Annotated in this window: 9 protein-coding genes and 1 tRNA gene; 4 read left to right on the forward strand and 6 right to left on the reverse strand. The window is 64.3% G+C overall.

Going from position 1 to position 12542, the window contains the following annotated elements:
- Window positions 1–20: 20 nt before the first annotated feature.
- From AC07NV_RS09630 to AC07NV_RS09640, 3 genes are read left to right on the forward strand one after another with little or no spacing between them, the layout of a single operon-like run.
- Window positions 21–1628, forward strand: coding sequence for an AbgT family transporter (locus AC07NV_RS09630; RefSeq protein ID WP_495166129.1), 1608 nt, complete (start codon window positions 21–23; stop codon window positions 1626–1628).
- An 11-nt stretch (window positions 1629–1639) separates the two neighbouring features.
- Window positions 1640–2845 carry a M20 aminoacylase family protein gene (locus AC07NV_RS09635; protein ID WP_495166130.1) on the forward strand — a complete coding sequence of 402 codons (1206 nt, stop codon included), beginning with the start codon at window positions 1640–1642 and terminating at the stop codon, window positions 2843–2845.
- 13 nt (window positions 2846–2858) lie between these two features.
- Window positions 2859–5294, forward strand: coding sequence for a penicillin acylase family protein (locus AC07NV_RS09640; RefSeq protein ID WP_495166131.1), 2436 nt, complete (start codon window positions 2859–2861; stop codon window positions 5292–5294).
- Window positions 5295–5339: 45 nt separating this feature from the next.
- Here the strand turns inward: AC07NV_RS09640 and AC07NV_RS09645 are convergent, their stop codons facing one another.
- Window positions 5340–7397: a S9 family peptidase gene (locus AC07NV_RS09645; protein ID WP_495166132.1), complete on the reverse strand. Its 2058-nt coding sequence runs from the start codon at window positions 7395–7397 to the stop codon at window positions 5340–5342.
- 353 nt (window positions 7398–7750) lie between these two features.
- On the opposite strand from AC07NV_RS09645, the gene AC07NV_RS09650 reads away from it, so the two are divergent.
- A tRNA-Met gene (locus tag AC07NV_RS09650) sits at window positions 7751–7827 on the forward strand.
- A gap of 38 nt (window positions 7828–7865) precedes the next feature.
- Here AC07NV_RS09650 and AC07NV_RS09655 read toward each other — a convergent pair.
- From AC07NV_RS09655 to fabF, 5 genes are all read right to left on the reverse strand, one after another.
- Window positions 7866–8351 (reverse strand): 2'-5' RNA ligase family protein, encoded by a 486-nt coding sequence (locus AC07NV_RS09655; protein WP_495166133.1) that lies wholly within the window; start codon window positions 8349–8351, stop codon window positions 7866–7868.
- Window positions 8352–8424: 73 nt separating this feature from the next.
- Window positions 8425–8985 carry a peroxiredoxin gene (locus AC07NV_RS09660; RefSeq protein ID WP_495166134.1) on the reverse strand — a complete coding sequence of 187 codons (561 nt, stop codon included), beginning with the start codon at window positions 8983–8985 and terminating at the stop codon, window positions 8425–8427.
- 145 nt (window positions 8986–9130) lie between these two features.
- Window positions 9131–9880 (reverse strand): alpha/beta fold hydrolase, encoded by a 750-nt coding sequence (locus AC07NV_RS09665; RefSeq protein WP_495166135.1) that lies wholly within the window; start codon window positions 9878–9880, stop codon window positions 9131–9133.
- A gap of 103 nt (window positions 9881–9983) precedes the next feature.
- Window positions 9984–10904, reverse strand: a complete 921-nt coding sequence (mltG, locus tag AC07NV_RS09670) for an endolytic transglycosylase MltG (RefSeq protein ID WP_495166136.1) — start codon at window positions 10902–10904, stop codon at window positions 9984–9986.
- Between the two features lie 303 nt (window positions 10905–11207).
- Complete coding sequence (fabF, locus tag AC07NV_RS09675) at window positions 11208–12467, reverse strand: beta-ketoacyl-ACP synthase II (protein WP_495166137.1); 1260 nt, start codon at window positions 12465–12467, stop codon at window positions 11208–11210.
- Window positions 12468–12542 lie beyond the last annotated feature (75 nt).

Consider the following 12542-nt stretch of genomic DNA (forward strand, 5'->3'; position numbering starts at 1 on the left):
GCCATGCAGAAAGCGCGATCATGAGTTCTGAAACGGTTCGCCCCGCCCGGCAAAAGGGCTTTCTTGGCTTCGTCGAGCGTGTGGGCAATCTGCTACCCGACCCGACGATCATCTTCATCTATCTCATCATCGTGCTGATGCTGGTTTCGGCGCTCGGCGCGGCCCTCGGCTGGAGCGCCTCGCTTCCCTACACGGGCAAGGAAGCGCCGGCGAACGCCGAACTCGCGGGCGGCGTCCTGACCTATCGCGCGTCGAGCCTCTTCTCCGCCGAGAATATCACGCGGCTGTTCACCGAAATGCCGCGCACCTATTCCAGCTTCACGCCGCTCGGTATCGTCCTCACCATCATGATGGGCGCCGCGGTCGCCGAACGGTCGGGGATGTTCTTCGCGCTGATCCGCGGTTCGCTGCGCAACACACCGCGCCGCTACATGACCCCGCTGATCGCGGTCATCGGCATGGTGTCGCACCATGCCGCCGACGCCGCCTATGTCGTCCTGATCCCGCTTTCCGCGGTGCTGTTCGCATCGGTCGGGCGCCATCCGCTCGCGGGGATTGCCGCGGCGCTCGCCGCCGTGTCGGGGGGCTATGCCGGCAATATCATGCCCGGACAGCTCGACGTCCTGCTGTTCGGCTTCACGCAGGAGGCGGCGCGTATCGTCGATCCCGGCTGGACGATGAACCCGCTCGGCAACTGGTATTTCATCCTCGGCATCGTCGTCTTCTTCACCCCGATCGTCTGGTTCGTCACCGACAAGATCGTCGAGCCGCGGTTGGGCAAGTGGAACGAGGAAGTCGACGACCAGCTGCGCGCCGATCTTGAAAAGGGCGAACTCAGCGCCGACGAGCGCCGCGGGCTTCGTCACGCCGGCATTGTTGCGCTGCTCGTCATGGCCGCATTCGCCGCGCTATGCCTCTGGCCCGGCTACACGCCGTTCATCGATCAGGAAGCGCAGGGACCGATCCGGCTGCAACCGCTCTACGCCTCGATCATCGCGGCGCTGTTCCTGCTGTTCCTCTTCACCGGCACCGTCTTCGGGCGCGCGACGGGCGTGATCAAAAGCTCGTCGGACGTGATCGGCATGATGCGCGAAGGCGTAAAGACCCTCGCCCCCTATGTCGTCTTCGTCTTCTTCGCCGCGCATTTCGTGGCGATGTTCAACTGGTCGGGCATCGGCCCGATCATCGCGATCAGCGGCGCCGCAAAGCTCCAGGGCATGGGGCTCCCCGCCCCGCTGCTTCTCGTCTGCGTGCTGCTTCTCTCCTCGCTGCTCGATCTGTTCATCGGATCGGCGACCGCAAAGTGGAGCGTCCTGTCCTCGGTCGTCGTACCGATGTTCATGCTGCTCGGCATCAGCCCCGAAATGACCACCGCCGCCTATCGCATGGGCGACAGCTACACCAACATCATGACCCCGCTGATGAGCTATTTCCCGCTCGTCCTTGTCTTCTGCCAGCGCTGGGACAAGAGCATGGGGGTCGGATCGTTGCTCGCGCTGATGCTGCCCTATGCGCTCTGTTTCATGGCGATGGGGATCGCAATGACCGTCGCGTGGGTCGGTTTCGACCTGCCGCTGGGTCCCGGCGCCCAGGTCTTCTATCAACTGCCGGGGCACGTCCGCCCGTGAGGAACACCACCATGCCTGTCGATCTCTCGCACCTCGAAGCCGACATGACCGGCTGGCGCCGGCACATCCACCAGCATCCCGAGCTTGGCTTTCACGAGCATGGTACCAGCGCCTTCATCATCGACTTGCTCCGCGAGTTCGGGATCGAGGAGATCGAAACCGGAATCGGCGGAACCGGGATCGTCGCAACGATCCGCGCCGGGCAGTCGGACCGCGCCATCGGCATCCGCGCCGACATCGACGCGCTGCCGATGACCGAGGCGCGCGTGTCGGACCATAGCTCGGCCAATCCCGGGGTTATGCACGCGTGCGGCCATGACGGGCACACCGCGATGCTGCTCGGCGCCGCCAAACATCTCGCCGCAACGCGCAATTTTGACGGCGCGGTGCATCTCATCTTCCAGCCCGCCGAGGAATCGCTCGGCTACAGCGGCGCCGACGGGCATCCCGAGGGAGGCGCCAGCGCGATGATCCGCGACGGCTTGTTCGAACGCTTTCCGATGCAGGCAATCTTCGGCGTTCACAATCGCCCCGGCCTCCCCGCCGGAAAGCTCGCGGGGCGCGTCGGGCCGCTCTATGCCGCGGCCGACCTGTTCAAGATCAGTGTCAAGGGCAAGGGCGGCCACGCCGCGCGCCCGCATCTCGCCATCGACCCGATCCTCGTCGCATCGCACATCGTCGTTGCGGTGCAGAGCATCGTCGCGCGCAATGTCGACCCGATGGACGCCGCAGTGGTGTCGATCTGCAAGATGGAGGCGGGCACCGCGTTCAACATCATCGCCGACGAGGCGTATCTCGCGGGCACCGTCCGCACCCTGTCGCGGCAGAGCCAAGATCTGGTCGAGCAGCGACTGCGCGACGTGGTCGAAAGCGTCGCACGCTCGTTTGGAGCTGAGGCCGAACTGCATTACGAGCGCGGTTACCCGTCCCTGCACAATCCCGCTGACATCTATGGCCGGGTGCGCGACATCGCGATCGGGCTGATCGGCGCCGATTGCTTCGTCGATCTCGAAGCCCCGGCGATGGGGGGCGAGGATTTCGCACGCTACCTCGACGTCGTGCCGGGGTGCTTCCTGCTGCTCGGAAATGGCGATACCGGCCCCGGCTCGGTGATGCTGCACAATAATCATTATGAATATGACGACAGCATATCGCCCACCGGCGCCGCGTTGTGGGTCGCTCTGGCCGAAGATTTTCTCCCTTCATCAAGCTCGTAGAGAGGTCGCCCTTATGCCGAACCGTCGTTCGTCGCTGCTCCGCAAGGCAAGCTGCCTCGCACTCCTGTCCGCAACGCTGACGGCAGCGCAGGCACAAGAGAAGGTCACCATCTATCGCGGCGAATATGGCGTTCCGCACGTTCTGGCCGACACCTCCGACGCGGTGATGTTCGGTGCCGGCTATGCGATTGCGCACGACCGCCTCGCCGCGATGGAACTGGCGCGGCACAATACGCAGGGCCGCCGCGCCGAGCTGGTCGGCAAGTCGGCGATCGAAAGCGACAAGATGATGCGCGGGCGCCGGCTGTCCGATGCGCAGTTGCTGCAACGCTATCGCGCGCTGGCCCCCGAACATCAGAAGATGATCCAGGCGATGGTCGATGGCATCAACAAGCGCATCGACGAAGTGAACGCCGATCCCGAGACCAAGACCCCGCTCGAGTTCATCCGCTGGGGCATCCGTCCGACGCGCTGGAGTCTCGCCGAATATCTCGCGCTGATCAGCGCCGCGCCGCTGGGGCGCGACACCTATGAAATCCGCAATCTCGAATTTCTGAAGGCGATGACCGCGCGCTACGGTCAGGACAAGGCGTGGCAGATATTCAACGATGTCGTGCCGATCTCCGACCCCGATTCCCCGACGACCATTCCCGCCGGCGACAACCTTGCCCCTGCCCGGCCGATACCCAAGCCGGTCCTTTCGCCAGCGCAGCTGGCTCCAAATCGCAATCTCGCCTCCGCCTCAGCACAGACAAAGCCAACCGAGCCGGTAAAGGGCGCGAGCCGCTGCATGGTGATCGGCCCCGCCAAGACGGCGAGCGGCAAGGTGCTGATGCTGGAGGCCACCGCCGACGGCCCTGAAATCCACCTCAAGGGCGGTGGCTTCGACAACACGGGCTTCGGCTCGACCGGCTGGGGCGTCCCGACGATGGGGCGCGGCGCGCAGCACGGCTGGCTGCTGGTGTCGGGCAGCAGCGAAGCGGGCACCACCTTCGCCGAAAAGCTGAACCCCAAGAACCCGTATGAATATTGGTACAAGGGCGCGTGGAAGAAAATGGAGCACCGCACCGAGGCCTTCAAGGTCAAGGACGGCAAGCCCTTCACCCACGAAATCGCTTGGACGATCCACGGCCCGGTGATCGCGTGGGATATCGAAAACGGCACCGCTTACGCGCAGCAGATGGGCGTGCACGGCCGCGAGCTCGACACATGGGTCGCCTTTGCCGAAATGGGCCGCGCAAAGAGCCTGACCGAATTCAGGGAAAAGGGCGTCGATCGTCTCGGCTGGAATCTGGGCGCCTGCTATGGCGGCGAAGACGGCACGATCGCCTATTTCGAAGCTGGCGCACTCCCCAAAAAGGCCGCCGGGGTCGATCCGCGGCTGCCGACGCCGGGCACCGGCGAATATGAGTGGACGGGTTTCCTGACTCCGGCGGAAAAGCCGCACATGATCAACCCTCGCCAAGGCTATTTCATGTCGTGGAACAGCAAGGCGACGGGCTGGTCGCAGGAAGGCGACAATGCCCGCATCGGAGCGACCTTCCGCACATGGCTCGGCGACCGGCTCGCCAAGGCCGGCCAGTCGCTGACTTTGCTCGACATGCGCGAGTTCAACGGAAAGATCTTCAACGCGCTCGGCGCGGTTGACCGCAATCAGGCGGCGCCCGACTTTTTCGCGCCCTATATCCGCGCCGCGATCGCGGCGAGCGACGACCCCGAAGTCAAACGCGCCGGCGAGCTGATGCTCAGCTTCAACGGCCTCTATCAAGACCGCGACGCCGACCAGAAATACGACAATCCGGGGTTGACGCTTTACCGGGCCTGGCTGCAGGTCGCGCCGAAGGCCCTGTTCGGCGACGATATGGGCGACTGGTGGAAGGCTATCGATACCGACCGTTACCTGACCTATCAGTCGAGCCTGCTGCTGCGCGCGTTCCAGGGCGACAAGGCCGGCGCGCCGCTGGGCGTCGACTATTTCAACGGGCGTGATCGCACCGCGATGATGATCGACACGATCAAGGCAACGATCGCCGAGGTCAAACCGCGCTTCCCCGGCAAGGATATGGCCGAGTGGAAGCAGCCGATTTACTGGAAATATTTCGACGCGTCGCTCGAGACCCCCGACCGTCCGCAGATGGCCGAGGATTATCCCGAGCATCGCCTGTCGGCGGTCCTGCGCCTCGGCCCGACGATGGCGCCGCACAATGGCGGCGAGAGCTGGGTCGGGCTGATGGAGATCGCGCGCGACCGGCGCGCGCTCTATTCGGTAATCGATGCCGGCGGCCAGAATCTGTTCGTCGATCCCAAGGGCAAGGGCAATCCGCACCTCGCCGACCAGACGATGATGCACGAGACCAACGAGCTCAAGAAAACCCCGCTCACCGATGCCGAGATCCGCGCTACCGCGGCGTCGACCGAAACCCTCGAATATCTGCCGACGCGGAAATAGACAGCCGAGGGAATGGCGGAGGGCTTTATCGCCCTCCGCTCCTCATCATTCCGGCTTCGTCAGCGCCTGCTCGAGCCCCGGCACCAGCGATGCCCCTGTCCTGATCTCGATGCCCGAGTTTACAAGATCGCGGCCATAGGGCTCGGCGCGCCCGCCGAGGCATTTCGACAGGAAATGCTCGGCCACTGCGGCGAAGGAAATGTTGGTCGCATCCTTCGCATAGACATGCCCCTCGTCGGGATAAAAGGCATAGGTCACCGGCTTGCCCCGCGCCTTCAGCGCGTCGACGATTTCTTCCGACTGGCTGGGGAATATCCGGGGATCGTTCGCGCCGTTGGTGACGAGCAGCGGTTTGGAAATCGCATCGACCCGCGCGATCGGCGAGCGCCGCATCAAATCCGCAGCGCCCTCTTTCGTTTCCGGATCGCCCACCCGGTTGACGAATTGCGGGCGTTGCCACGTCCACCAGACGGGCATATTCGCGACCTGGCGCACCAGATTGCTGGGGCCGGCAAGATCGACCCCGCACTGGAACCTGTCGGGCGTGAAGCTGAGCGAAACGAGCGTCGAATAGCCGCCGTAGGACAGCCCCATCGCGGCCACCCTGTCGCTCGACGTCACACCCTTCGCGATGGCCCAGTCGACGGCATCGATCAGATCGTTGTGCATCGTTCCCGACCATTGCTTGTCGCCCGCCGCCATGAAAGCGCTTCCGAACCCGCCCGATCCGCGGAAATTGACCGACAGCACGGCATAGCCGCGATCGGCGAGCCAAGCGTGCTGGCTGTCGAACGAAAGTTCGTCGCGCAGCCACGGTCCGCCATGGACCAGCAGGACCAGCGGAACCGGTGTGACGGGCATGCCATCGGCGCGCCGCTTTGCACCGGCCGGCAAGGTCAGATAGCTCGGCAAGGTCAGGCCGTCGCGCGATGCGATGGCCACTGGAATACGCTTCGCGAGCGCCGCCCGGTCCAGTTCGGGGCGTGTCGAAAACAGCGCAGCGGTGGTGCGGCTTTTCCGGTTCCACCACCAATATCGGTCAGGACGCCCCGGCTCGGTTTCGAGCAGCAGCCATCGTTCATTGTCGGGCGTCTGCCCCGCGATCCGGAAGGGCCCCTTCAGCGCGGTCGCGATGGCCGCAAATTCGGTCTGCACCTCGGGTGCCCGCACCGTCCATTCGCTGACCAGCGGATCCTCGCGCGTCGCGAGCAAGGCCCCGGTCTTCTCGTCGAAAACCGCCTCGACGATATCGGCGCGCTTCGCATCCGCCATCGGCGTCCGCACACCCGTCGCGATATCGAGAGAAACGAGGGCCGCCCTGTCGGATTGCCGGCTGTCGAACATCAGCAACTGCCCCTTGCCGTCGAGCCCCAGCGGGCGCGAGTTACGCAGCGCAGCAAGCGGGATGGTCATCAGCTCGCTGCGGCCACCGGGGTCAAGGCGGAAATAGGTCGACGATCCGTCGCTATTGCCGCGAACCCCCAGCCGGATGTTGAAATCGGGATCGGCGACGACGTCGATATAATTGTCCGCATTCCGGTAAACTTCCGTGCGTTCGCCGGTCTCGAGATTGATCCGGTAGATGTCGCGGTAGCGGCGATCGCGAATATTGAGGCCCACGAGCACCTCGCCGGGATGGCGCGCGGAGGTTTTGACGATCTTGGTCTGGGCCTGCGGATCCGCCGTGACGTTGACGACGGTATTCTTTGCCAGATTCGCGATCCAGAGCTGGCTATGCTCTTCGCCGCCGACGTCTTTCATCACCAGGATGAAACGCCCGTCGGGGCTCCACTGGAAACCGTCGGGCGGCCGGTTATCGAACCGCGTCACCGGGGCGCCCGCCGTCGGATCGCCGATGGGGGCCACCCATATGTTCAGGACCCCGTTCACCGGATGGAGATAGGCGACCTGCTTTCCGTCAGGGCTGATCTGGACCTCGGAATAGGTCGGCGACGCGAACAACAGGCTGCGCGGGATGGCCGGTGCCGCTTCGGCCGACGGAGAGGCAGACGCCGCGGGGACGCCGGACCATGCGGACAGCATCGATGCACCGAACAGCAAGGCGCCGTACCGCAGGCCCCTCGTCGACGATATAGGGCTCAAAAATCGCTCTTCCCGCACAAACAATATCCTTTCCGCATCTTCCGCTTTCCGGCCGCAAGCCGGCGCACCCGCTCCGGGGATACCCTCTGCATGACCGAGGTCGGTTTTCGGCGCCAATGCGAATAACTGATCATTCCATGTGATAAAGATTGCGCTTGGACAGGAGACGGGATCGATCCCCGGTGCAATGTCTTTGATGTCTGGACCCAACAGGTGTGCGCCACGGGAAACCGGGGTTTCTGAAGATCCACGCGGCCGTCCGGCGGGCGGCGGTCGGATACAATAAGTCGGATATTGACCGGGGGCGGCAGCCTGCCTATAGGCGCTGCTCGCCCGATGCGGCGGCCCCTTGGGGCGGAGTAGCTCAGCTGGTTAGAGCAGCGGAATCATAATCCGCGTGTCGGGGGTTCGAGTCCCTCCTCCGCTACCAACTTCCTCAAATGGTCACTTGCGCGGCCGGCCCGGCTGCTATCCCCGCGCGCCGCGAAAATTGCGTGCGAACGCCGGCTCCCATGGTCCGCCCAGATAGTGATGCGCCGCCAGTCCCCCGATCGACAGCGCGCGCGGCTGGAAATCGGCGGCGAGATCCGCCTGCAATACGCGCGCCTCGGCTGGTGCCACCTTGTTCTGGACGGTGATATGAAGCCGCGGCGTTCCCTGATCCTGCTGCGTCAGCATTCCGGTGAAATGATCGGCGATGCGGTCGCGGATCGCGAGCAGATCGGGGCTGTCGATACGAAACGCGACCCCGCCGCCGAGCGAATAGACATCGCGCAAGCTGGCCGCCGGGGGCGGCGTGTCGCCGACGATGCGGCGAATCAACCGGTCGAGCTCATCCAGACACGACGGCGGCAACTGATGGAACAGCGTGATGTGCGCCGCCAGATGGTTGCGCTCGGGCGGGAAATGCGCCGCGCGCAAATTATCGAAATAGCGCTGGTCCGCCGCACCCATCGTCGCGGTCACAATGATGGGTACGGCGCCAGCGGCCCGGACGGGAGGGGGGGATGCCGGGCCGCTTATCGGTTTAAGCCGCCTGCGACAGCTTGCCCTGATACGGGTTCGCCTTCACCCATTCGAGGGCCTTTTCGGGGGTCGATTCGACATAGGGATCGCTGTCGGTGCCGACGTCGTTGATGCCGGGTTCGACGAACATCTGGACGACGACGCCGTCATCGACGATCGCGGTGTAGCGCCAGCTGCGCATGCCAAAGCCGACATGGTCCTTGTTGATCAGCATGCCCATGCGGCGCGTGAACGCGCCCGAGCCGTCGGGAACCATCTTCACCTTCTCGACACCGAGGCTCTTGCCCCAGTTGTACATCACAAAGGCGTCGTTGACGCTGATGCAATGAATGTCGGCAACGCCGGCGGCGGCGAAATCGTCGTACAGACGCTCGAAACCCGGGCACTGTTCGTTCGAACAGGTCGGGGTGTAGGCGCCCGGCAGACCGAACAGGATGTGACGGCCTTCACCGAAGGCTTCGCCGGTGTCGACATCCTGCCAGCGGAAGGGGTTCGGGCCGTCGACAGCTTCGTCGCGGACGCGCGTCTTGAGCGTCACGGCGGGAACATTCTGGTTGATCATGGGAAGAGCCTTTCTCTTTTGTTGATTTCGTGCGCCTAAGCGCATGAAAGGCCGCCGCGGTCCAATCGATAAATTGGCAGAGGTTGATCGGATTTATCGATCAACCTCGATTGCACGATTTGGAATGCCCCGCGGGCCGAACAGTCTATAGGCTGGTCCAGAATCCCTGCAGCGCAGCAGCAACCTCGGCGGGCCGTTCGGCGATTGCCCAATGCCCTGCCCCCGCGATCACCCGTAGCGGCGTGCCCGTGTTCGCAGCAAAACGCTGTGCCACCGACAGCTCGACAAAGGGGTCGCCTTCACCCCATATCAGGGTGCCGTTCGCGGGCAGCTTGTCGATGTCGCGCGCCCAGTCATGCTCGAAACTGAGCCCCTTCGCTGAACGGTAGAGCTTCAGGATCGCGCGGCGCTTGTCCTTGTTCGCCCATTGCACCGCTTCTTCCTGTGCGATGTCGGCAGGCATGCCCTGCGCGGTGAGGCCGTCCGCCAGCTTGGCGGGCTTGCTCAGCGCCATGAAGATTTCGCCGAGCACCGGCGTGTTCCAGATGCGCGCGAGCCGGTGGCCGCGATAGTCGGGGTCGATCACCGCGTTCGAGATCGCCCAGCTGCGAATCAGGTCGGGACGCAGCATCGCGACGCGCTGCGCGATCAGCGCCCCCCAGTCGTGCCCGACGATATCGACCGGGCCGTGCGCCGCATACAAAGCTTCGGCCTGCCCAGCCGCCCAGTCGGCATAGGCTTCCTTGGTTGCAGAGAAGCCCGCGGGGAGCGGGCCGGTGAAGCCTGGGAGCGCGGGAACCGCGACCGGCGTGTCGCCGAGGTCGAGCGCGGCGAGCAGTGGGCGCCAGATCGCCGGGCTGTCGGGAACGCCGTGGAGAAAAAGCTTTGCGGTCATAGTATCTCCGTCGCCCCCGCGAAGGCGAGGGCCGTTGTCGACCTTGTACTGCCTCTCCAGCGGCCCCCGCCTTCGCGGGGGCGACGATCAGGAGTTGCCGTGCCTATTCCATCTCGCCGCGATCGCGCCGCAGCTGGTACCATTTCTGCACATTCGCATTATGCTCGGCGAGCGTCCGCGCAAAGACATGCCCGCCATCGCCCTTGGCGACGAAGAAGAGATAATCATTCGTTTCGGGATCGAGCACCGCGGCGATCGACGCCTTGCCGGGGTTCGCGATCGGCCCGCGCGGCAGGCCGATCATGCTGTAAGTGTTATATCCGTTCACCGCCAGAATTTCCGAGCGCAGGATGCGGCGGCCGAGCGGTTTGCCCTTGGTGATCGGGTAGATGATCGTCGGGTCGGCCTGAAGCCGCATGCCGACGCCAAGGCGGTTGGTATAGACTCCCGCGACGGTGCGGCGCTCGGCGGCGACGCCGGTTTCCTTTTCGACGATCGACGCGAGCGTCATCGCTTCGTTGCGATCCTTCACCGCGGTGCGCGGCGTGCGTTTGGCCCAGAGTTCGTTGAACGCCTTGTCCATCGCCGCCTGCATCCGCTTGACGACCGCAGCGCGGCTCTCGCCGGTGGTAAAGGCATAGCTGTCAGGCAGGATGCTGCCTTCGGCCGGCACCGGGATCTCGCCCTTCAGCCGCTTTTCGGCCATCAGCCGGTCCCACACCATGATCGAGGGCATGCCCTCGGGGATCATGACCATGCGCTGGATCGTCTTGCCCGACTGGAGCAGGTCGAGGATATCGCCCGCGTCCATGCCCTTCTCGATCTTGTATTCACCGGGCTTGATCGGGTCGTCCGAGCCGAAGAAGCGCGCCTCGTTGCGGAAGCTGGAGGCCGAAACCGCACCCGCCTTTTCGAGGATATCGCCCGCCTTGGCGATGCTCGTGCCTTGCGGGATGACGACCTCGGTATCGCGCGGCGCGCCGCCCGAGCAGGCGGCGAGCAATAACGCAAAGATCGTGATCATTATCCAGCGGAACGGATGCACTCTGTTCTCCCAACCTTGCCCTTAAAGCGACAAAAGATACGTATGCGCGCGTTCAAAATGTCGCCTTTGTCGCTTTAAGCCAAGGCGCAGCGACAGAGCGATAGAGCACGGCGGTGCAATGTAGGAAAGGGTGATTTCGATCCTCCCTGTCGCGCAGCGATGGAGAGGTGGCAGCGCGTAGCGCTGACGGAGGGGCTTATGCTGCAGCGGTCGTAGCCCCTCCACCATTCGCTTCGCAAACGGTCCCCTCCCCATCGCTTCGCGACAGGGAGGATCTGTATATCAGTCGACCGCCTTGACGATGACGCTGGCGTTGGTGCCGCCAAAGCCAAAGCTGTTGTTGAGCGCGGCCTTTACGACGCGCTTTTTGGCGACGTGCGGGACGAGGTCGACGCCTTCGGTGCCCTCGTCGGGGTTGTCGAGGTTGAGCGTCGGAGGAACGATCTGGTCGCGGATCGCGAGGATGCAGAAGATCGTCTCGACCGCGCCCGCGCCGCCGAGCAGATGGCCGATCGCCGACTTGGTCGAGCTCATCGACACATTGGCGATTTCGTTACCGAACAGGCGCTTCACCGCGCCGAGCTCGATCGTGTCCGCCATCGTCGACGTGCCATGCGCGTTGATATAGTCGATGTCGGCCGGGGTCATGCCCGCCTTTTTCAACGCCATTTCCATCGAGCGGAAAGCGCCCGAGCCGTCGGGATGCGGCGCGGTAACGTGATAGGCATCGCCCGACAGGCCGTAACCGACGACCTCGGCGTAGATTTTCGCGCCGCGTGCCTTGGCATGCTCATATTCCTCGAGCACGACGACGCCCGCGCCCTCGCCCATGACGAAACCGTCGCGGTCCTTGTCATAGGGGCGGCTCGCCTGTTCGGGGCGGTCGTTATAGCTCATGTTGAGCGCGCGCGCCTGTGCGAAACCCGCGATGCCGATCGGGCAGATCGTCGCCTCGGCGCCGCCCGCGAGCATGATGTCGGCATCGTCGTCGCGGATCATCCGCGCCGCGTCGCCGATCGAATGCGCGCCAGTCGAACAGGCGGTGACGACGGCGTGATTGGGGCCTTGCAGGCCATATTTGATGCTGACCTGGCCCGAGATCAGGTTGATCAGGCGGCCGTGGACGAAATGCGGCGAAACGCGGCCCGGGCCCTTTTCGGCGAGAAGCAGGCTTTCGCTTTCGATGCCCGGCAGGCCGCCGATGCCCGAACCGATCGAGCAACCGGCGCGCAGCTTCATTGCGTCGGACATATCCTCGAGGCCCGCATCCTCGATCGCCTGCCCTGCGGCGTCGATGCCAAAGATGATGAAGGGATCGACCTGGCGCTGCACCTTGTGATCGACGCGCTTGGCGGGGTCGAAACCATATTCATGGTCGGGGCCCTTCACTTCGCAGGCGATCGTGCACTTCTGGTCCGACGCGTCGAAATGGGTGATCGTGCCCGCGCCAGATTTGCTGGCGAGCAGGTTGGCCCAAACGGTTTCCACATCGGCGCCCAGCGGCGTCACCAAACCCAAACCCGTCACCACAACCCGGCGCATAGTCGTTCCTTTCGTCGGTCCCCACCGGGGACCCGCATCACATCAGTCGGCGCGCTTCTAGAGAAGGCCGGGCCA

It is taken from the genome of Sphingopyxis sp. GW821-FHT10B01, from assembly GCF_059415685.1.

Bases quoted from the DNA above. Each gene is read 5' to 3' on its own strand.
- mltG (WP_495166136.1), bottom strand. From the start codon at position 10,904: ATGATCACGATCTTTGCGTTATTGCTCGCCGCCTGCTCGGGCGGCGCG.
- AC07NV_RS09665 (WP_495166135.1), bottom strand. From the start codon at position 9,880: ATGACCGCAAAGCTTTTTCTCCACGGCGTTCCCGACAGCCCGGCGATC.
- AC07NV_RS09655 (WP_495166133.1), bottom strand. From the start codon at position 8,351: ATGGGTGCGGCGGACCAGCGCTATTTCGATAATTTGCGCGCGGCGCAT.
- AC07NV_RS09640 (WP_495166131.1), top strand. From the start codon at position 2,859: ATGCCGAACCGTCGTTCGTCGCTGCTCCGCAAGGCAAGCTGCCTCGCA.
- fabF (WP_495166137.1), bottom strand. From the start codon at position 12,467: ATGCGCCGGGTTGTGGTGACGGGTTTGGGTTTGGTGACGCCGCTGGGC.
- AC07NV_RS09660 (WP_495166134.1), bottom strand. From the start codon at position 8,985: ATGATCAACCAGAATGTTCCCGCCGTGACGCTCAAGACGCGCGTCCGC.
- AC07NV_RS09635 (WP_495166130.1), top strand. From the start codon at position 1,640: ATGCCTGTCGATCTCTCGCACCTCGAAGCCGACATGACCGGCTGGCGC.
- AC07NV_RS09630 (WP_495166129.1), top strand. From the start codon at position 21: ATGAGTTCTGAAACGGTTCGCCCCGCCCGGCAAAAGGGCTTTCTTGGC.